Below are 20625 nucleotides of genomic sequence, written 5' to 3' on the forward strand. Positions count from 1 at the left end.
TTATCTGCTTTTTAGTAGTTTCTTCTTTTGGTTATTCTCAATCAAAAAAAATGGTTAAATTTAAGAAAGAGTATCATACTTTAGAGTATTTAATTAAAACAAAAACAGATAGTTTATACCATGTTACCACACAGAAAATAAACAAACTATCATTTAATGCTAAAACAGAATTGAACCAATTAGAAGAAAAATATGGTTCTAGCAACTTAAAATGATATTCCATCAGAAAAAATATAATAAAGAAATTTCTAAAATTAATAGTAAATATCAAGTAGAAATTACAGAAATACAAGGAGAATATCAATTTACATTGTCTAAAATTACAATTAAAATATAACCTTAATTAAAAGCATTCTTATAAATAAAAAAGCATCCAATTTGGATGCTTTTTTATTTATCAAGGTTAAATAGAGTATTATTTATTCAAATACATTTTACGTCTTGAATATAAGTTATAAAATTCATCATCTTTTAAGCTATCTATAAATAAGATACTTTCTCCAGTAGATTTCATTTCTGGCCCAAGTTTCTTATTCACATTCGGGAACTTGTTGAAAGAAAATACAGGTTGTTTAATTGCAAAACCATCTAACTGTGGATTAAAATCAAAATCTGTAACCTTCTTCTCTCCTAACATAACTTTTGTAGCATAATTTACATACGGTTCTTTGTATGCTTTAGCTATAAAAGGTACTGTTCTAGATGCTCTTGGGTTTGCTTCAATGATATAAACTATATCATCTTTAATTGCAAACTGAACATTTATTAAACCAACTGTTTTTAATTCTCTCGCAATAGTATGTGTATGATCTTTAATTTGCTGTAAAACAAATTCACCTAAATTAAAGGCAGGTAAAGTAGCGTTAGAATCTCCTGAGTGAATTCCACAAGGTTCTATATGCTCCATGATTCCAATTATGTATACATTTCCATCAGCATCACATATAGCATCAGCCTCTGCCTCTATCGCTCCATCTAAATAATGATCTAACAACAATTTATTATTAGGCATTCTTCCTAATAAATCTACAACATGTTTTACCAATTCTTCTTTATTGATAACAATTTTCATTCCTTGTCCTCCTAATACATAAGAAGGTCTTACCAAAATAGGAAAATCTAATTGATCTGCTAAATCCAAAGCTTCATCTGCAGTTTCTGCAATTCCAAATTCTGGGTAAGGAATGTTATTCTTCTTCAATAACTCAGAAAAACTCCCTCTATCTTCTGCTAAATCTAATGCTTCAAATGAAGTTCCAATAATTTTAATTCCGTACTTAGTTAACTTTTCAGCTAACTTTAAAGCAGTTTGACCTCCTAATTGTACAATAACACCTTCTGGTTTTTCATGACGAATAATATCATAAATATGTTCCCAAAAAACAGGTTCAAAGTATAATTTGTCTGCCGTATCAAAATCTGTAGAAACCGTTTCTGGATTACAGTTTATCATAATCGTTTCGTAACCACACTCTGCAGCTGCTAAAACTCCATGGACACAACAGTAGTCAAACTCAATTCCTTGTCCAATTCTGTTTGGCCCAGAACCTAAAACAATAATTTTCTTTTTATCAGTTACAACACTTTCGTTTGCTATTACAATCTCTCCTTCTGCAGTTTCAATTTCATTTTCAAAAGTTGAGTAGTAATAAGGCGTTTTTGCTTTAAATTCTGCAGCACAAGTATCTACTAATTTAAAAACACGTTGTACTTTTAATTCTTCCCTTTTTGTATAAACTTCACTTTCTAAACAGCCCAACATATGTGCTATTTGTCTATCTCCGTATCCTTTTTGCTTTGCCTCTAACAATAAATCTCTTTGAATTGTATCAATTTTATAGGTAGAAATTTCTTTCTGTAATTGAAACAACTCTTCGTATTGTTTTAAATACCACATGTCAATTTTCGTGATATCATAAATTTGAGTTAATGGAATTCCCATTGCAATTGCATCATAAATAGCAAAAACACGATCCCAACTTGCATTGGTTAATTTATCAATAATTTGGTTATAATCGGTGTAACCTTTACCATCTGCACCTAAACCATTTCTTTTAATCTCTAAAGATTGCGTTGCTTTGTGTAATGCTTCTTGAAAAGATCTTCCAATTCCCATTACTTCTCCAACCGCTTTCATTTGTAAACCTAAAGTTCTGTCTGAACCTTCAAATTTATCAAAATTCCAACGTGGTATTTTTACAATTACATAATCTAATGTTGGCTCAAATAAAGCTGATGTAGATTTTGTAATTCCGTTTTCTAATTCATCTAGAGAATAACCAATAGCTAATTTAGTAGCCACTTTTGCAATAGGATATCCTGTTGCTTTAGATGCTAAAGCAGATGAACGAGAAACTCGTGGATTAATTTCTATAGCAATAATGTCTTCTTTTTCATCTGGAGAAACTGCAAATTGTACATTACATCCACCTTCAAAATCACCAATAGAACGCATCATTTTAATTGCCATATCACGCATTTTCTGATATGTTTTATCAGAAAGCGTCATTGCTGGTGCAACTGTTATAGAATCTCCGGTATGAATCCCCATCGGATCCATATTTTCGATAGAACAAATAATTACAACATTATCGTTTTTATCACGTAATAACTCTAATTCGTATTCTTTCCATCCCATCATCGCTTTATCAATCATCACCTCGTGTATTGGTGATGCTTCTAAGCCGCGACTTAATAATTCATCAAAATCTTTTTTCTCATATACAATTGAAGCCCCTGCCCCACCTAATGTATAAGAAGAACGGATTACTAATGGAAAACCAAATTCTTGAGCGATTTCTTTTCCTTTTAAGAATGAAGTTGCTGTTGCTTGAGGCGCCATTGGCACATCAATCTTTAACATTAATTCTCTAAACTGCTCTCTATCTTCTGTTATATTAATAGCATCAATATCTACACCTATTAATTGTACATCAAAATCTTTCCAAATTCCTTTATCATCAGCTTCTATACACAAGTTTAAAGCAGTTTGTCCTCCCATTGTTGGTAAAACTGCATCAATTTGTGGATGTTCTTTTAAAATCTGAATGATTGATTTTGTTGTTAATGGCAACAAATAAATATGATCAGCCATAGATGGGTCTGTCATAATTGTTGCTGGGTTAGAGTTTATTAAGATAGTCTCTATACCATCTTCTCTTAAAGAACGTAAAGATTGTGAGCCTGAATAATCAAATTCACAAGCTTGACCAATAACAATAGGTCCAGATCCGATAATTAATACTGATTTTAGGTCTTTTCTTTTTGGCATTGTAAGTTGTTGTGTTATTTAGTTTTACAAAAATAGTTAGCTTTTGGGTATAAAAAAAGGTGTTACTAAACAAAAGCAACACCTTATACTAACAATATATTAACAAATGTTAATCATTTATTTTTTATGTCTAGTTTCAGATGAAACAGAAATCTTCTTTCTTCCTTTTGCTCTTCTACGAGCTAACACTTTTCTACCATTAGCAGAAGCCATTCTCTCCATGAAACCATGTTTGTTTCTTCTCTTTCTCTTTGACGGTTGGTAAGTTCTTTTTGGCATTATATGTATTTTTAAAAGTCTTGTATTATTTTTTTATTGCTCAACAGTTTACACCTTATTAAAAGCGTGTGCAAATATACAACTGTTTTTATTTATGGCAAATAGTATTTGAAAAAAAATTAAAATATTTTTTACAGCTATAAAAATACATGATTTTAGAAATCTTTTACCCTTTTTTATTTGACACAAATTTTAGAGTTAGTACTTTTGCGCAAACCTAAGAATACCATGAATAATACAAAGTATGTTTTTGTAACGGGAGGCGTAACATCATCTCTTGGAAAAGGAATTATTGCTGCTTCTTTAGCTAAGTTACTACAACAGAGAGGCTTTTCTGTAACAATACAAAAACTAGACCCATATATTAATATAGACCCAGGAACTTTAAACCCATATGAACATGGAGAATGTTATGTAACCGATGATGGTGCAGAAACAGACTTAGATCTTGGGCATTACGAGCGTTTTTTAAACATACCAACAAGTCAAGCTAATAATGTTACTACAGGTAGAATTTATCAATCTGTAATAAATAAAGAGCGTAAAGGTGAGTTTTTAGGAAAAACTGTACAAGTTATTCCTCATATTACAGATGAAATTAAACATAGAATCCAAATTTTAGGTGAAACTGGTGATTATGATATAGTAATTACAGAAATTGGTGGAACTGTTGGTGATATAGAGTCTTTACCTTACGTAGAGTCTGTTAGACAAATGTTGTGGGAAAAAGGAGAAGAAAATGCAATTGTTATTCATTTAACTTTAGTTCCTTATTTGGCTGCTGCTGGAGAATTAAAAACAAAACCTACACAGCATTCTGTAAAAAGTTTAATGCAAAGTGGAGTAAGCCCAGATATTTTAGTTTGTAGAACAGAGCATGAAATTTCTGAAGACATAAAGCGTAAACTTGCTCTATTCTGTAATGTAAAACAAGAAGACGTTATACAATCTATAGATGCAGAAACTATTTACGATGTGCCTAACTTGATGTTAGAAGAAGGATTAGATGAAGTTGTTCTTAAAAAATTTAATTTATCTACAGAAAAACAACCAGAATTAAAGGTTTGGAATGAGTTTGTTAGAAAACATAAAAATCCTAAACATGAAGTAGAAATTGCTTTAATAGGTAAATATATAGAATTACAAGATTCTTATAAATCTATAACAGAAGCTTTTATACATGCAGGTTCTTCTAATGAAACAAAGGTAAAAGTTCGTTGGGTACATTCAGAAAGCTTAACACCTAAGAATGCTGAGAAAAAACTAAAAGGAGTTAATGGTATTTTGGTTGCACCTGGTTTTGGTGATAGAGGTATTGAAGGAAAAATAAGAGCTGTAAGATATGCAAGAGAAAACAACATTCCTTTCTTCGGAATTTGTCTTGGTATGCAAATGGCCGTTATAGAATTTGCTAGAAATGTTTTAAATCTAGAAAATGCTAGTTCTACAGAAATGAATAAAAGCACAAAACACCCAGTTATTAATTTGATGGAAAGTCAAGAAAACGTTACTGAAAAAGGTGGTACAATGCGTTTAGGTGCTTGGGATTGTCAATTAAAAGAAGAATCTAAAATATTTAATGCATATAAATCTAAAATGATTAGTGAGCGTCACAGACATCGTTTTGAGTTTAATAACGATTATTTAGAACAAGTTGAAAATGCAGGAATGATCGCTACTGGTACGAATCCAAAAACAGATTTGGTAGAAGTGGTAGAAATTCCAAGTCATCCTTGGTTTGTTGGGGTACAATATCACCCAGAATATAAAAGTACTGTTTTAAATCCGCATCCTTTATTTGTAGATTTTATTAAGGCAGCTCTAAAACAGTCTAAAAACTAAAATTATTTTAGTAAAAAGTGGAATACTATTTGAATTATATAATGTATAAAATATAAAGCAGTTAAAAAGATAACAAAACTGCTTTTTAACAACATTTGTCGCCTTTTTATCAGAAAAATTCTTTTGATATAATGACAAAATGACATTTTTAAATAACATATGGAACAAAAAAAATTCGATGTCAATTCTTTTATAGGAATGGTTTTATTAGGAGGTATTTTATTATACTGGATAAATACTCAAAAACCAGATGAAACTGTTGATGATTCTACGAATACAGAGCAAGTAATTAAGACTGATTCTACTTCAAATCAAAATATTTTAACAGAAAACCCTATTTATGAGAATGATTCTCTAAAGCAAATTGCTGCAAAAACTAAACTAGGTGCTTTTGCTCAAAGTGCTATTAATGGTTCTGAAGGAACTTCTGTTTTAGAAAATGAAGTTGTTAAACTAACCATTAATAATAGAGGAGGACAAATTACAGAAGCACAAGTTAAAAATTATAAAACTCATGATTCTTTACCTTTATACCTAATAAAAGATAAAAATGCTTCTTTTAATATTAATTTTGGTACAACAGATAACAGAATTTTAAATACTAGAGATTTGTTTTTTGCTCCTACAATTTCTAAAAACGGAAACAATACTGTTGTTTCTATGAAATTAAAAGTTTCTGAAAGTAGATTTTTAGAGTATAGATACGAGATAAAACCTAATGAATATATGGTAGATTTTGCTATACGTTCTCAAGGTTTAAGTGGTGTTATTAACTCTTCTAATCCTATAAACTTAAATTGGGCTTTAGATGGTTATAGACATGAAAAAAGTTTAAAAACAGAAAACACAATGTATTCTAAGCTTTATTACAAAGCAGAAGATGACGTTGAGGATTTAAGCCCTAATAAAAGTGAAGTTTTAAATGATTTAAAATGGGTTGCTTACAAACAGCATTTCTTTACATCAAACTTACTATCTGAAACTCCTTTTAATAATGCAACTATAACTTCTACTGATTTAGTAAAAAATGAAGAAATTGATACTGTTTTTACTAAACGTTACGAGTTACAAACTCCTTTGGCATTAACTTCTGGAGAATTAAATTATAATATGAAATGGTTTTACGGACCAAGTAATTATAATTTATTAAAAACTTATGATGATACTGATTTAGACCAAACAGCAGATTTAGGTTGGGGAATTTTTGGTTTCTTAAACAGAACTGTATTCTACCCTGTATTTAATTTCTTACAAGGATTTTTATCTAACTACGGATTAATTATAATTTTAATGACAATTGTGGTTAGAATAATAATGTCTCCACTAGTTTATAAGTCTTATTTATCAAGTGCAAAAATGAAGGTGATTAGACCAGAATTAACTGCTCTTAATGAAAAATATCCTGGTAAAGAAAACGCAATGAAACGTCAGCAAGAAACAATGGCAATACAACGTAAAGCCGGAGTTAGTATGTTATCTGGTTGTATACCTGCATTATTACAAATGCCTGTTTTCTTTGCGCTATTTAAATTTTTCCCTACAAACTTAGCTTTAAGACAAGAAAGCTTTTTATGGGCAAATGATTTATCTTCTTATGATACTGTTTTTAAACTACCTTTTAGCATTCCTTTTTATGGAGATCACGTAAGTTTATTTCCAATATTGGCTTCTGTTGCCATTTTCTTTTACATGAAAATGAACCAAAGTCAGCAAGCAAACATGCAAGCACCAACACAAGAAGGTATGCCTGATATGGGAAAAATGATGAAGTACATGATTTACTTCTCTCCTATTATGATGTTGTTCTTCTTTAATAACTATGCAAGTTCTTTAAGTTTATACTACTTTATTTCTAACTTACTTACAATTGCAATTATGCTAGTTATTAAGAATTTTGTTATTGATGAAGATAAAATTCATGCTAAAATTGAAGAGAACAAAAAGAAACCAGAAAAGAAAAAAAGTAAGTTTAGACAGCGTATAGACGATGCTATGAAACAAGCTCAAGAACAACAAGCTGTGCAACAAAAGCAAAAAAAGAGAAAATAAATAACTCTTTAAATATAAAAAAACCGAAACTTAATTATAGTTTCGGTTTTTTTATGAAATTTAAAATACAATTAAAAATGAATTGGATTCTTTTAATAATAGCTGGTCTCTTTGAGGTTGCTTTTGCAGCATGTTTAGGAAAGGCCAAAGAAACTACAGCAATAACAGCAACTTATTGGTATGTTGGCTTTTTAACTTGTTTAAGTATTAGTATGCTTCTTTTAGTAAAAGCAACTCAAGAACTACCAATCGGTACAGCATACGCAGTATGGACAGGTATTGGAGCCGTAGGAACTGTATTAGTTGGAATATTTGTTTTTAAAGAACCAGCAACTTACTGGCGATTATTTTTTATAACAACTTTAATTGCATCAATAATTGGCTTAAAAATTGTTTCTCACTAAAACATTAAACCTTATTTTTTGTTTTAAAACGTCCAAAAAACAAAATATATCCATAACATAAAATGGCTAAAATAAATGCTATTTTAAATCCAAAACCATCAATTAAACTTCCAAAAATAAACGGAATAACAGCACCACCAACTATTGCCATACATAATAGACCAGAGGCTTGCGCTTTTAAATCTCCTAAACCCTCTAAACTTAAAGAAAAGATTGTAGGAAACATAATAGAATTAAATAAACCAACAGACAAAATAGACCACATAGAAACTAAACCTGTTGTGTTAATTGATATTAAAATCATAGAAATAGCTAAAAAAGCAAAAATACTTAACACTTTTGCTGGTGCTAAAACCTTAGTTAAATAAGCGCCAATAAAACGACCTACCATTGCTCCTCCCCAATAAAAAATGACAAAAATACCTAATAAAGATTTAGGGTCTGAACCAGAAAAGGTTTTGTTAAAAGTGCTTGCAATTGTATTGGCAATGTTCATCATCATTTTACTTTCTAAAATAATTGGAGCCAATTTCATATCAGAAAAATAATTTACTAAAAAGCTACCAATAGTTACTTCTGCTCCTACATAAACAAAAATACCTAATGCTCCCATTAACATTAATTTATTTTTTAATAATGTAAAATATCCTCCTTTTGGGCTTTCTTGCATTACAGATGGTAACTTTATAAATGCAAAAATAAAAGCTAAAACCGCAATTGAAATTGCTATAAATAAAAATGGGGTTTGTACTGTAGATGCTTCTGATATATAATACGTTTTTTTCTCTATCTCACTTAACATCGCAATTTCTTCTGATGTTTTTACAGAATCGCTTAACAGAAATAATGCACCTACAACAGGTGCAATAGTTGTACCCAAAGCATTAAATGCTTGCGATAAATTTAAACGACTACTTGCCCCTTCTTCACTACCAAGTAATGCTACATAAGGGTTTGCTGCTACTTGTAAAACTGTAATTCCGCCAGCAAGCGTAAAGTAACCAATCAAAAATACAGGAAATGATCTAAAAGATGCTGCAGGGTAAAATAACAAACAACCTAAAGCCATTGTTAATAAACCTAAAACAATTCCTTTTTTGTAACCAATTTTAGATAAAATAAAACCAGATGGTAATGAAAACACAAAAAAAGCAACAAAAAAAGCAAATTGAACTAAAACTGTTTTTGCATAAGACATTTCAAAAACATCTTTTAATCTAGGTACTAAACTATCTACTAAAACGGTTATAAACCCCCAAAGAAAAAATAAGGTGGTTAAAAATATAAATGCACTTTTGTAAGACTTGTTTTTAGACATAATATTGTTTTACTAAAATAATTTAATTAATTGTAATCCTTTATTTATGAAATTGTTTTTCAAAAAAGGCCTAAATCTACAATAATAAAATTAAAGTACAATACTATTACTAAAGTGATAAAAAAAAGTATAAGATTATGGTTTTATACAAATATTAAAATTACGAAAAATAATAACTGAAGTTTAAATACTTAATGAATGAAAGTAAATATTAATTACTGATTTATGCTTAATTATCTTTAGACATAAATTCTGATAATTTTTGATTTGTAGTCTTTTGAATTTTATTTTTCATAAAAGCAGTCCAACCTAATAAAAGTCCTGTGAAACCCAAAGCTTGTCTAGACCAAGACCATATATTAAAAAAATCTGTATGCTCTATAATTTTACCGTCTTTAAATTTAAAACTAGCATTTACAACATTAGTTACTTCACGTTTCTTTTCTCCATAAGTGTATTTTGCAATCCAAACAGCAGAACCTTCTTCTTCATTTGCTTTTACACTTTTAAAAAATATTTCTGTTGTTTCACTTCTGTTAGACAACAACATTTGCCACATGTTAATAGCTTTTTCTCCTTTTAATGTTCCGAAAACAGGGTCTTTAAATACTATTTCTTTATGATAACATTCTACCATCTCTGATGCTTTACCATTAGAAAATGCCGTATAAAATTTTTTTACTAATTCGCAATTAGTCATAATATTCTAATTTTTAACCTTGCAATTTAGTTAATTTTATAAAATATTATCATAAATTTTACAATAAATTTAATATTGTACTTTTGCTAGCAAATAAGTTTAGCCCTGATTGTAGTGACGTCCTTTTTGTTTTTCACAAAAAGATACAACGAAAAGCAGGAAATAGCTTCTAAAAAAAGTTAATCTTCAGAATCTAAATCTGTTGTTTCTTTATTTTCTTTAAACTTACGTGTTCCTTCATACAAATCGTATTTTACAAACTTACAATTTAAGTCTCCATTTTTAAGTGCAATTCTTTTAGAAGTACGTAAACCTACACACTTTAAAGCATCTGTATCTGATGTAATTAACCAAGCCGTAGAACCTGGATAATTGTGTTTAAGCGTATCGCCAATTTTTTTGTAAAACTCTTCTGTATCTATATTTAAACGCTCTCCGTAAGGCGGATTGAATAAAATAGTGGTGTTACCAAAAACTTCTTTGGTTGAATTGAAAAAATTTACATGATGCACGCCAATAAATTCATCTAAATTGGCATTTTCTATATTATCTTTTGCTTTTTGTACGGCAGATGGTGCTTTATCGAAACCCATTATTTTAAAATGAGAAGATCGAATTTTCTTTAACAATGCTTCTTGAATTGTAAAATACAAATCTTCATCATAATCTTTCCAATTTTCGAAAGCAAATAATTTTCTGTTGATGTTTGCAGGAATATTATTGGCAATCATTGCGGCTTCTATTAAAATTGTACCAGAACCACACATTGGGTCTATAAAATTTTCATCGCCTGTATAACCAGATAATAAAACCATACCTGCTGCTAAAACTTCGTTAATAGGGGCAATATTTGTTGCTGTTCTATAACCACGTTTGTGCAAAGAATCGCCCGAAGAATCCAAAGAAACTGTTAACCATTCTTTATGAATGTGAACGTGAATTTTAACATCTGGATATTTTAAATCTACATTAGGTCTTTTATGGTATTTATGACGAAAATAATCTGCAATTGCATCCTTCGATTTTAAAGAGATATAATGAGAGTTTGATGTGAAATTCTTAGAATTTACAACCGCTCCTATGGCAAAAGTACCTTCTGCGTCTAAAAAGTTTTCCCATTTTATTTTTTGAATCGCCTCATATAAATCCTCTTCATCGTAAATTTTACAAACTTTAATCGGTTTTAAAATCCTTACCGCAGTTCTTAAAGCAATATTTGCTTTGTACATAAAACCTGTATCGCCTCTAAAAGAAACACTTCTAATACCTTCTTTTATATCTTGCGCTCCTAATTTCTTTAACTCTTCTGCCAAAACACCTTCTAAACCAAAAAGGGTTGTTGCCGTCATTTTAAAATCTCTTTCCATACTTGTAAAATTGACTGCAAAAATACTATTAAAAAATAGGTTTTATACTAATTACGAAATTCATTTTAAGAAACGTAAGATTTAGTTACTTTTACAGACTCAAAGTACTTATGAAAACAAAAGATTGGTTTACAGATTGGTTTAACACCCCTTATTATCATATTTTATACAAAGATAGAAATGATGAAGAAGCACAGTTATTTATGAAAAACATAACTGCTTTTTTAAATTTACCAAAAACCACCCATATTTTAGATTTACCTTGTGGCAAAGGGCGACATTCTGTTTTTTTAAATTCTTTAGGATATAAAGTTACCGGAGGTGATTTGGCTGAAAACAGTATTAAAACTGCACAAAAATTTGAAAACGACACTTTAAAATTTAAAGTACACGATATGCGTAAACCTTTTAAAAACACCTACAATACTGTTTTTAATTTGTTTACAAGTTTTGGTTATTTTGATGAAGATAAAGAAGATATTCTAATTCTTAAAAACATTAAAAACGGACTAAAAAAAGATGGTGTTTTTGTTTTCGACTTTTTAAATGCCGCTTTTGTTAAGGCTAATTTAGTTGCCAAAGAAACCAAAGTGGTAGACGATATTACCTTTTATATTACAAGAGAAATTACCGATGGATTTATTTTAAAAAATATTTCTTTTTATGCAGATGGTAAAAATCATTCTTTTACAGAAAGAGTAAAATATTTAGACCTTGATAAAATGAAAGCCTATTTTAATGAAGCTGGTTTTGCAATTACAAATGTTTTTGGCGATTATAATTTAACCAACTTTAATATTGAGACTTCTAATAGATTAATTTTGGTTGCAAAATGAGTTACCTTCTTTTAATAGCATCTGTTTTTATTGGTTCTATATTAGTTTTTATTTTAAAACCATCACAAAAAGTTGTACGTTTATTGTTAGCTTTTAGTGGTGCTTATTTATTATCTGTAACTATTTTACATTTATTACCAGAAGTGTATACCGAAACTACAGCTTACAAAAAAGTTGGTATTTTCATATTAATAGGGCTTATCATTCAGTCTGTGTTAGAATCTTTTTCTAAAGGAGCAGAACATGGTCATATTCATATTCATTCTGATGAAAAAAAATTTCCAACATTACTTTTTATAAGTTTATGTTTACATGCATTTTCGGAAGGTTTACCCATCCATAATTCTGACAGTAACTTACTTTGGGCAATTATTGTGCATAAAATGCCAATTGCTGTTGTGTTAACAACATTTTTAATTAATACAAAATATTCTAAAAAAACTACTTTTCTTTTTTTATCCGTTTTTGCATTAATGAGTCCTTTAGGATTGTTATTAGGTGATAAAATTCCTTTTTTTACTATCTATGAAACAGAAATAACCGCATTAATAATTGGTGTTTTCTTACACATTTCTACAATTATTCTTTTTGAGGGTTCTGAAAATCATAAATTTAATTTACAAAAATTTATTGCCATTCTTTTTGGTATTTTACTTACTATCTTTACTTTATAATATTTTTTACTTATTCTTAATGATATTAATATACCTATATATAGGTATATGAAAACTTATATAAATTTTGGATATTTGGATAATTAATAACCAACTAGAAAGTAAAATATCATGAAAAACCTTAATTTTACGAACCCACCGAAACCTAGCTACAGAGGAATTAAATATAGTGAACAAATAAAATATGAAAAAAATTTAGATATAGAAAAATTTGATAGTTATTTTACTAATAAAAACACTTTAAATGTATGTTTTCCCATTGATAAAAAAATAAATATTGAAGGAGTACATTTTTATAATCTTTTTTTCGGTCAAATTTTAGTAATCCATATTTCAAATTCTGAAGGAGCTAGAATAAGAGATAAGGAAAAAAATGAAATTGTCACATTAGAAATTAAAGAAGAAAACTTAGAAACAATTTCTAATAACTTTGATTTAAGTTCTTGTGAGAAATTACATGTTTTTATATATAATGATAAAGGAAGTTATCCTGGTTTATATGCTAAAGAAAATAAGGAATCACGTTTTAATCCTGATGAAACTGAAGGAGGTGGCGTAATTATTACTGGACCATAAAATGCTAATTCATCTATATTTTAAATTTAAAAAACTACAAATTATCATCTTTTTAATTTGTAGTTTTTCTTATGGTCAAAATACTAAATTAGATTCTGCCTATTTTTATTTTAAAAAAGGAAAAGAATTTGATTATAAGAATAAACATTTTAAATCGTATAGTAATTTTATAAAATCGCTAGATTTATATAAAAATTTAGATTTAAAAGATAGTATTGCAAAATGTAATTTAGAATTATTTGAACTCATTACTTCTCAAAATAATTTAGAAGATAACTCTAAACCTTATCTTGATGAATATTATAATTATGCTTTAGAAAAAAAAGATTCTCTAAATTTATTAAAAGCAGCAAATAGATATGCTCAATATTTTTGGAATGCTGATTCTGTTAACCTTTCTAAAGGTTATTATTTAAAAGGTTTAGAGCTGACCAAGAATAAAAAATTATCAAAATATAAAGTAAGCATTTATTCTAATTTAGCGTATTTACATACTAAAAAGTATCCAGATACTGCAACACGGTATTACAATAAAGCATTAGAATTAAAAAAATTTATGAATAATGATGTATTAGCCGGAACATATATAAACTATTCGATTTTTTTAAAAAACCAAAAAAAATACAATAAAGCTATTGAATACTTAAAAAAAGCTGAAGCTATAGAAATTGAACATTACAAATTAAAATATAATAAAATAATTTACAGAAATCTTGCCAATACTTATAAATTATATGGCAAACACAAAAATGCTTACGAATATTACGAAAAATATAATATTGCTAGAGATAGTTTAAACAATACGGCACAAAATATTGCAATTTCAGATTTAAATATAAAATACGAAACAGAAAAAAAAGAGAAATTAAATCTTCAATTAGAAATTGATAAAGAAAAACAACAAAATCAATTAATCGCATCTTTAGTTATTATCTTCTTAGGAAGTATTATCTCTATTTTACTCTTTAAAAACTCAACCAAAAAAAGAAAAGTAGCAGAACAACAAAAAGAATTAGAAACTCAAAAAAACATAACGCTTATAAAAGAGCAAGAAATTAGCACTATTAATGCCATGGTTAATGGTCAAGAAAAAGAACGCAAGCAAATTGCAGAAGATTTACATGATAATTTAGGAAGCGTTTTAGCAACTTTAAAACTCCATTTTGATAATCTTAAAATTAATAATGAAAAGAAAAAAATTGACCAAAAAGTACTTTTTGATAAAACTGAAAAATTAATTGACGAAGCCTATTTAAAAGTGCGCAGTATTGCACATGCAAAAAATGCAGGAGTTATTGCAAACGAAGGTTTATTAACTGCTGTACAAATGATGGCAGAAAAAATATCATCTGCAGATAAAATACAGATTGATGTAGTTGATTTTGGATTAAATAAACGCTTAGATAATAGTTTAGAAATTAGTGTCTTTAGAATTATTCAAGAATTGGTAACTAATATTATAAAACATGCAGAAGCTAAAAATGCAACTATAAATATTTCTTTGTACGATAAAAACCTGAACATAATTATTGAAGACGATGGAAAAGGTTTTGATATTAATAAAGTAAATTTAAATAATGGAATGGGTATTAGTTCTATAAAAACCAGAGTAACGCATTTAAATGGTAATTTTAAAGTAGATTCTACTTTAGGAAAAGGAAGCTCTATTATTTTAGACATTCCTGTAAATTAAGTTTTTAAGTTATAATTTTTAACTATATTTAACTACCTATAATTACTTATTTATAGGTAAATAGATTGCTACAAATATTTTTGACATTCGGAAAATAACTAACCAAATAAAAACTTAAAGAATGGATTTTAGAACATCAATTGAATTGGATTCAACAGAAAAACAATTAGTATTAGCTTCATTTGAACTAGGCACCTTTTATTGCGTTTATGCATCATTTACAAACATTGAAAATGATAAATACAAAATCGTATTTTCAATTGTAAATTATAAAGGACCCGTAAAAATTAAAATTAAGAAAATCGTTAAAGTTGACGAAACCAGTGGTTGTATACATATTAAAATATATACATCTACCCAAAAAGGTACAGATTGTATAGAAACAAAATTAAAAAAGGGACAATATTTAATTTGTCAGAGAGTAAGCGCAAAAGAGACAGAATTATCATCTTTATTAGTTTCTGAATATGAGCTTCCTAATTTTACAACCTCATATAAAACGCCATATGAGATAGAAACGATAGAAGCAGATACTTATATTGCTCAAATAAAAGAAGAAATTAAAAACTCTGAATCAATAACATCTGCAAGCGCAAAATTATGTATTGTTGGAAATAATAAATTAATATAAGTTTGTATTTTAATTTATTTTACCTTTTTATATTATTAAATATTTCTTTAAGTACTCAAAAAACAAGGAATAGTATTAATGATAGAGATCTATTATCTAGTTTTTTTGAAGATATTCAACAGTTAAAAATCAATAAAGCCTCTGAAGTAATAGTCAAGATAGAAAATACTAGTTTAAATAATAAAATTAGAATTTATTTCGAAATTAAAAAGTGTAATGGTTTTAAACAACACAACGCAGATGGTATTTTAAAAAATATTGTTATAAAAAATAGGGAAGAAAATCTTGAGTTATTATTAGATTTATTAATTCTTTCTGAAAATGAAATATCTTACAAAAATGATAGATTAAAAGCCTTTGATTATGCATATAAAGGATTAGAACTTTCCAAAAAATTAAATACCGATTTTTTAGAAAGAGAGTTTTTAATTTTAATATTGAATATATTTAAAAATGGTATTATAAATAACGATGATAATGTAGAAAAATATTTAGATCAACTATTTAAATTAAGTAAAAATAACAAGGTATACCTTTTTAAATATTACGAGTACAAAATTTATTTAAATGAAATAGGATTGTTAAAAACAGATTTTAAATCAAAAATTGATAAAAGAACTAAAATAAGTCTTGACTGTTTTAAAAAATTAGAAAGTTTAATTATTCTTTTCGATAAAAATAACAGTATAAATATAGAATATTATCATCTAAAAGCACTTATACTCTCTTATAATGATATAGAACTATCCTTAACCAATTTAAAATACGAACTTAAATTATTAGAAAACAAAAAGGATATTTTTTTTAATAAATACAAGTACGAAAATTTAAAAGAATTGGCCAGAAAGTTAGCTGAAAAAAAACAATTCTTAGAAGCAATTAATTATTTAAATCAAAGTAAAACTTTTGAAAGTAAAATAACGCCTTTAAGAAATAAATTTGTCTATAATTTATATATAAGCGAAATGTATTATGGTTTAAACAAAAAAGATTCGGCGTTTATAGCTATGAAATTAGGGTTTCAAAATAGTATTTCCTTAAATTTTAAAAATCAAAACAATCTCATTTCTTCCTTAGAAATTAAGAATAAAACAGTAGAAAAAGAGAAGCAAATTTTTGAACTAGATACTAAAAGAAAACAAAATTTAAGCTTTTTAATTGTCACTCTTTCTTCACTTATTTTAATAAGTATTATTGCAACTTTATCACTAAAAAACTCCAAAAGAAAAAGAAAACTTGCAGAACAAGAAAAAGAATTAGAAACAATAAAAAACCTAACACTTTTAAAAGAACAAGAAATTACTACCATAAATGCCATGGTAGATGGTCAAGAAAAGGAACGCAAACGTATTGCAGAAGATTTACACGACAATTTAGGTTCTGTTTTAGCTACTTTAAAACTACATTTCGAAAACTTAAAAATTAACAGAGAAAAAAAGAAAATAGATCAAAAAGAACTTTTTAATAAAACAGAAAATTTAATTGATGAAGCTTATTTAAAAGTACGTAGGATTGCACATGCAAAAAATGCAGGTGTTATTGCAAATCAAGGTTTGTTATTAGCTATACAAGTGATGGCTGAAAAGATTTCATCAGCAGATAAAATTCAAATTGAGGTTATACATTTTGGTCTAGACAAACGCTTAGAAAATACTTTAGAAATTACACTTTTTAGAATTATACAAGAATTGGTTACCAATATAATTAAACACGCAGATGCTAAAAATGCAACTATAAATATTTCTTTGTATGATAAAAACCTGAACATAATTATAGAGGATGATGGAAAAGGTTTTAATATTAAAAAAGTAAATTTAAATAACGGAATGGGCATCAGTTCTATAAAAACTAGAATAGAACACTTAAACGGAACCTTTGAAATTGATTCTACTCTAGGTAAAGGAAGCTCTATAATTATAGATATTCCTGTTTCATAAATACTTAGTTATAGGTATTTTTACTTTAATAAAAAGTACTATTTTTATAAAAAAGAAACTATGATTACAATTATAATGGCTGAAGATCATCAAATGTTAATAGATGGCGTAAAATCTTTTTTTGAATTTGATGATAATATTAAAATAATTGACTCTGTAAACAATGGAGAAGAACTTGTAAAAGTAGTTGCTTTAAAACAGCCAAAATTGGTTATTACAGATATAAGAATGCCAAAAATGGATGGTATTGAAGCTACAAAAATTATTAAACAAAACAACCCAAACATAAATGTTTTAGCCATGACAATGTTTGATCAGCCAGATGCCATAAAACAAATGATTGATGCTGGTGCAACTGGTTATATTTTAAAAAATTCTGGTATTAAAATGTTATCAAAAGCTATTACATCTGTTACTAAAGGAGAAACTTTCTTTGACCCTAATGTTGCTTTTAATTTTATGAATAATTATATTGATGATAATGTTACAATCGGAAAATCGGATAACGTAATTTTGTCTAAAAGAGAAATCGAAATTTTAGGTTTAATTGCAAACGGAAAAACATCAAAAGATATTTCCGAAATATTATTTATAGCAAAAACAACTGTAGATACACACAGAAAAAATATGATAAAAAAACTTAATTTATCTTCTGCCAATGAGTTAATGAAATATGCTATTGATATGAAATATCAGTTTTAAATATCGTTTTAAAAAAATAAAAGAGGTTGAATATCAATATATTCAACCTCTTTTATTTTTTAATTATAACTAGAAATTAATTTGCAACTTCATTAATAAATTTAATACGCATTAAACGCAATTCTTCATCATCATAATCTCCATCAAATTCATCTAAAGCTTCTTGTATATTATCTGTGTCTGCTTCCATAAAATAATCATGAATTTCTTCTTGTTGATCTTCGTCTAATAAATCATCTACAGCATAATCAATATTTAGCTTTGTACCAGAAAAAATAATTCCTTCCATTGCTTTTATCAACTCACTCATTTCAAGCCCTTTTGACTTTGCAATATCCTCTAAAGGTAATTTTTTATCCGTATTTTGTATAATAAAAAGTTTTAATCCAGAATTTGTACCTGTGCTTTTTACAATTAAGTCATCTGGTCTTAAAATATCATTTTCTTCTACATATGTTGCAATTAACTTTACAAAATCTTTACCAAATTTTCTTGCTTTACCTTCACCAACCCCATGTACTGTAGAAAGTTCTGGTAATGTAATTGGATATTTTAAAGCCATGTCATCTAAAGATGGATCTTGAAAAACTGCAAAAGGAGGAACTCCTTGTTTAGTAGCAACTCTTTTACGTAAATCTTTTAATAATTTTATTAATTTATCATCTATTACAGCACCAGAAGATTTAGAATTTGTAATAATTGCATTATCATTTTCTTCATTATATGTATGATCTTCTGTCATCATAAAAGAAGTCGGTTTTTTTATAAACTTTTCTCCTTGTTCTGTTAACTTAATAACTCCGTATTGCTCTATTTCTTTTCTGATTAAGTTAATAACTAAAATTTGCCTTATTAAAGCCATCCAATAAAGCGGAGATTTATCTTTACCGCTACCAAAAAATGGTTGTAAATGTGTTTTATGAGATGTTAAAAGAGCATTTTCCTTACCAATTAATGTATTAACTATTTCTTTGGCTTTATATTTTTGTAAAGATTTTTTTACAACCTCTAATAAAGTTACTACATCTTCTTTAGCTTCGTGTTTTTTCTTCGGGTTTCTAGAGTTATCATCCATGTCTGCCCCTTCTCCATTCTCAACATCAAATTCTTCACCAAAATAATGTAATAAATATTTACGCCTATTCATAGAAGTTTCTGCATAACCAACAACTTCTTGTAAAAGTGCATGACCAATTTCTTGTTCTGCAACTGGCTTACTTGCCATAAACTTCTCTAACTTTTCTATGTCTTTGTATGCATAAAAAGCTAAACAATATCCTTCTCCATCATCTCTACCTGCTCTACCTGTTTCTTGATAATAGCTTTCTAAACTTTTAGGAATATCATGATGAATTACAAAACGAACATCTGGTTTATCAATTCCCATACCAAAAGCAATAGTAGCTACAACTACATCACAATCTTCCATTAAAAACATGTCTTGATGCTTAACACGAGTTTTTGCATCTAAACCTGCATGATAAGGCACTGCTTTAATACCGTTTACTTGTAAAATCTGAGCAATTTCTTCTACCTTTTTACGACTTAAACAATAAATTATTCCAGATTTTCCTTCTCTTTGCTTTACAAATCGGATAATATCTTTTTCTACTTCTTTAGTTTTAGGCCTTACTTCATAAAACAAATTAGCTCTATTAAAAGAAGCTTTAAATCTATTTGCATCTGTAATACCTAAAGTTTTTAAGATATCTTCTTGTACTTTTTCTGTAGCTGTTGCTGTTAAACAGATAACTGGTACATTATCTATCGCTTTAATTATATGTTTTAAATTTCTGTATTCTGGTCTAAAATCATGTCCCCATTCAGAAATACAATGTGCTTCATCAATAGCAACAAAAGAAATCTTTTGGGTTCTTAAAAAAGTTACGTATTCTTCTTTTATTAAAGATTCTGGTGCTACATATAAAAGTTTTGTAATGCCGTTTGTAATATCTTCTTTAACCTGTGCAACTTCTGTTTTATTTAAAGATGAATTTAAAACGTGAGCGACCCCATTGTTTTCAGAAATACCTCTAATTGCATCAACTTGGTTTTTCATTAAAGCAATTAATGGAGAAACTACTATTGCTGTACCTTCTGCCATTAAAGCGGGTAATTGGTAACAAAGTGATTTACCACCACCTGTTGGCATTATTACAAAAGTATTATTATTCTCTACAATACTTTTAATTACTTGCTCTTGTAATCCTTTAAATTTGTTAAAACCAAAGAATTTTTTTAGAGGACTATATAAATCCATTTATGTAAATATTTATTTAACCTTAAAATCAACACACAAACATACTATTAATATTTGCACTAACTGTTTTTTATAGTAAATTTGCC

The 20625-nt window shown here is 27.8% G+C and carries 18 protein-coding genes; 12 read left to right on the forward strand and 6 right to left on the reverse strand.

The features are described 5' to 3' along the window. The first annotated feature begins 50 nt into the window (after positions 1-50). Both ACJJVY_RS03735 and ACJJVY_RS03740 read left to right on the forward strand, forming a co-directional pair. Positions 51-215 carry a hypothetical protein gene (locus ACJJVY_RS03735; RefSeq protein WP_405605303.1) on the forward strand — a complete coding sequence of 55 codons (165 nt, stop codon included), beginning with the start codon at positions 51-53 and terminating at the stop codon, positions 213-215. Further along, positions 212-337, forward strand: coding sequence for a hypothetical protein (locus ACJJVY_RS03740; RefSeq protein WP_405605305.1), 126 nt, complete (start codon positions 212-214; stop codon positions 335-337). The genes ACJJVY_RS03735 and ACJJVY_RS03740 overlap by 4 nt, the downstream gene beginning before the upstream one ends. Before the next feature lie 78 nt (positions 338-415). Here ACJJVY_RS03740 and carB read toward each other — a convergent pair whose 3' ends face one another. After that, positions 416-3271, reverse strand: coding sequence for a carbamoyl-phosphate synthase large subunit (gene carB, locus ACJJVY_RS03745; RefSeq protein ID WP_405605307.1), 2856 nt, complete (start codon positions 3269-3271; stop codon positions 416-418). Positions 3272-3388: 117 nt separating this feature from the next. After that, positions 3389-3550 (reverse strand): 50S ribosomal protein L34, encoded by a 162-nt coding sequence (gene rpmH / locus ACJJVY_RS03750; RefSeq protein ID WP_026775082.1) that lies wholly within the window; start codon positions 3548-3550, stop codon positions 3389-3391. A 228-nt stretch (positions 3551-3778) separates the two neighbouring features. Here rpmH and ACJJVY_RS03755 point away from each other — a divergent pair, with 228 nt between their 5' ends. From ACJJVY_RS03755 to ACJJVY_RS03765, 3 genes are all read left to right on the forward strand, one after another. Next, positions 3779-5392, forward strand: a complete 1614-nt coding sequence (locus tag ACJJVY_RS03755) for a CTP synthase (RefSeq protein WP_405605310.1) — start codon at positions 3779-3781, stop codon at positions 5390-5392. Positions 5393-5551: 159 nt separating this feature from the next. Beyond that, positions 5552-7441, forward strand: coding sequence for a membrane protein insertase YidC (yidC, locus tag ACJJVY_RS03760; RefSeq protein WP_405605313.1), 1890 nt, complete (start codon positions 5552-5554; stop codon positions 7439-7441). Positions 7442-7518: 77 nt separating this feature from the next. Then, complete coding sequence (locus ACJJVY_RS03765; protein WP_405605315.1) at positions 7519-7845, forward strand: DMT family transporter; 327 nt, start codon at positions 7519-7521, stop codon at positions 7843-7845. A gap of 4 nt (positions 7846-7849) precedes the next feature. On the opposite strand, the gene ACJJVY_RS03770 is transcribed toward ACJJVY_RS03765, so the two are convergent. The 3 genes from ACJJVY_RS03770 to ACJJVY_RS03780 all read right to left on the reverse strand — a co-directional run bounded on the left by ACJJVY_RS03770 (position 7850) and on the right by ACJJVY_RS03780 (position 11230). Further along, a complete protein-coding gene (locus tag ACJJVY_RS03770) occupies positions 7850-9163 on the reverse strand; it encodes a sugar MFS transporter (protein WP_405605318.1) in 1314 nt (437 codons plus the stop codon). A gap of 229 nt (positions 9164-9392) precedes the next feature. Beyond that, positions 9393-9863 (reverse strand): nuclear transport factor 2 family protein, encoded by a 471-nt coding sequence (locus tag ACJJVY_RS03775; RefSeq protein WP_405605320.1) that lies wholly within the window; start codon positions 9861-9863, stop codon positions 9393-9395. Positions 9864-10042: 179 nt separating this feature from the next. Then, on the reverse strand, positions 10043-11230 hold the full coding sequence (locus ACJJVY_RS03780; protein ID WP_405605323.1) for a class I SAM-dependent RNA methyltransferase: 1188 nt from the start codon (positions 11228-11230) through the stop codon (positions 10043-10045). A gap of 110 nt (positions 11231-11340) precedes the next feature. Here ACJJVY_RS03780 and ACJJVY_RS03785 point away from each other — a divergent pair, with 110 nt between their 5' ends. The 7 genes from ACJJVY_RS03785 to ACJJVY_RS03815 all read left to right on the forward strand — a co-directional run bounded on the left by ACJJVY_RS03785 (position 11341) and on the right by ACJJVY_RS03815 (position 18279). Further along, a complete protein-coding gene (locus ACJJVY_RS03785; RefSeq protein ID WP_405605326.1) occupies positions 11341-12066 on the forward strand; it encodes a methyltransferase domain-containing protein in 726 nt (241 codons plus the stop codon). Next, positions 12063-12740, forward strand: a complete 678-nt coding sequence (locus ACJJVY_RS03790; protein ID WP_405605328.1) for a ZIP family metal transporter — start codon at positions 12063-12065, stop codon at positions 12738-12740. The genes ACJJVY_RS03785 and ACJJVY_RS03790 overlap by 4 nt, the downstream gene beginning before the upstream one ends. 111 nt (positions 12741-12851) lie before the next feature. Then, positions 12852-13316 carry a hypothetical protein gene (locus ACJJVY_RS03795; RefSeq protein WP_405605330.1) on the forward strand — a complete coding sequence of 155 codons (465 nt, stop codon included), beginning with the start codon at positions 12852-12854 and terminating at the stop codon, positions 13314-13316. A gap of 1 nt (position 13317) precedes the next feature. Then, positions 13318-15009 (forward strand): ATP-binding protein, encoded by a 1692-nt coding sequence (locus tag ACJJVY_RS03800; protein ID WP_405605332.1) that lies wholly within the window; start codon positions 13318-13320, stop codon positions 15007-15009. Positions 15010-15130: 121 nt separating this feature from the next. Then, on the forward strand, positions 15131-15640 hold the full coding sequence (locus ACJJVY_RS03805; RefSeq protein ID WP_405605334.1) for a hypothetical protein: 510 nt from the start codon (positions 15131-15133) through the stop codon (positions 15638-15640). A 2-nt stretch (positions 15641-15642) separates the two neighbouring features. Further along, positions 15643-17577, forward strand: coding sequence for a sensor histidine kinase (locus ACJJVY_RS03810; protein WP_405605336.1), 1935 nt, complete (start codon positions 15643-15645; stop codon positions 17575-17577). A gap of 60 nt (positions 17578-17637) precedes the next feature. Then, positions 17638-18279 carry a response regulator gene (locus tag ACJJVY_RS03815; protein WP_405605338.1) on the forward strand — a complete coding sequence of 214 codons (642 nt, stop codon included), beginning with the start codon at positions 17638-17640 and terminating at the stop codon, positions 18277-18279. A gap of 76 nt (positions 18280-18355) precedes the next feature. On the opposite strand, the gene ACJJVY_RS03820 is transcribed toward ACJJVY_RS03815, so the two are convergent. Further along, a complete protein-coding gene (locus ACJJVY_RS03820) occupies positions 18356-20539 on the reverse strand; it encodes a RecQ family ATP-dependent DNA helicase (protein ID WP_405605340.1) in 2184 nt (727 codons plus the stop codon). Positions 20540-20625 lie beyond the last annotated feature (86 nt).

The organism is Polaribacter sp. Asnod1-A03 (assembly GCF_045063585.1).
Taxonomy (GTDB): domain Bacteria; phylum Bacteroidota; class Bacteroidia; order Flavobacteriales; family Flavobacteriaceae; genus Polaribacter.

Bases quoted from the DNA above. Each gene is read 5' to 3' on its own strand.
- ACJJVY_RS03790 (WP_405605328.1), top strand. From the start codon at position 12,063: ATGAGTTACCTTCTTTTAATAGCATCTGTTTTTATTGGTTCTATATTA.
- rpmH (WP_026775082.1), bottom strand. From the start codon at position 3,550: ATGCCAAAAAGAACTTACCAACCGTCAAAGAGAAAGAGAAGAAACAAA.
- ACJJVY_RS03775 (WP_405605320.1), bottom strand. From the start codon at position 9,863: ATGACTAATTGCGAATTAGTAAAAAAATTTTATACGGCATTTTCTAAT.
- ACJJVY_RS03815 (WP_405605338.1), top strand. From the start codon at position 17,638: ATGATTACAATTATAATGGCTGAAGATCATCAAATGTTAATAGATGGC.
- ACJJVY_RS03780 (WP_405605323.1), bottom strand. From the start codon at position 11,230: ATGGAAAGAGATTTTAAAATGACGGCAACAACCCTTTTTGGTTTAGAA.
- ACJJVY_RS03820 (WP_405605340.1), bottom strand. From the start codon at position 20,539: ATGGATTTATATAGTCCTCTAAAAAAATTCTTTGGTTTTAACAAATTT.
- ACJJVY_RS03785 (WP_405605326.1), top strand. From the start codon at position 11,341: ATGAAAACAAAAGATTGGTTTACAGATTGGTTTAACACCCCTTATTAT.
- carB (WP_405605307.1), bottom strand. From the start codon at position 3,271: ATGCCAAAAAGAAAAGACCTAAAATCAGTATTAATTATCGGATCTGGA.
- ACJJVY_RS03765 (WP_405605315.1), top strand. From the start codon at position 7,519: ATGAATTGGATTCTTTTAATAATAGCTGGTCTCTTTGAGGTTGCTTTT.
- ACJJVY_RS03735 (WP_405605303.1), top strand. From the start codon at position 51: ATGGTTAAATTTAAGAAAGAGTATCATACTTTAGAGTATTTAATTAAA.
- ACJJVY_RS03800 (WP_405605332.1), top strand. From the start codon at position 13,318: ATGCTAATTCATCTATATTTTAAATTTAAAAAACTACAAATTATCATC.
- ACJJVY_RS03795 (WP_405605330.1), top strand. From the start codon at position 12,852: ATGAAAAACCTTAATTTTACGAACCCACCGAAACCTAGCTACAGAGGA.
- ACJJVY_RS03770 (WP_405605318.1), bottom strand. From the start codon at position 9,163: ATGTCTAAAAACAAGTCTTACAAAAGTGCATTTATATTTTTAACCACC.
- ACJJVY_RS03755 (WP_405605310.1), top strand. From the start codon at position 3,779: ATGAATAATACAAAGTATGTTTTTGTAACGGGAGGCGTAACATCATCT.
- yidC (WP_405605313.1), top strand. From the start codon at position 5,552: ATGGAACAAAAAAAATTCGATGTCAATTCTTTTATAGGAATGGTTTTA.
- ACJJVY_RS03805 (WP_405605334.1), top strand. From the start codon at position 15,131: ATGGATTTTAGAACATCAATTGAATTGGATTCAACAGAAAAACAATTA.
- ACJJVY_RS03740 (WP_405605305.1), top strand. From the start codon at position 212: ATGATATTCCATCAGAAAAAATATAATAAAGAAATTTCTAAAATTAAT.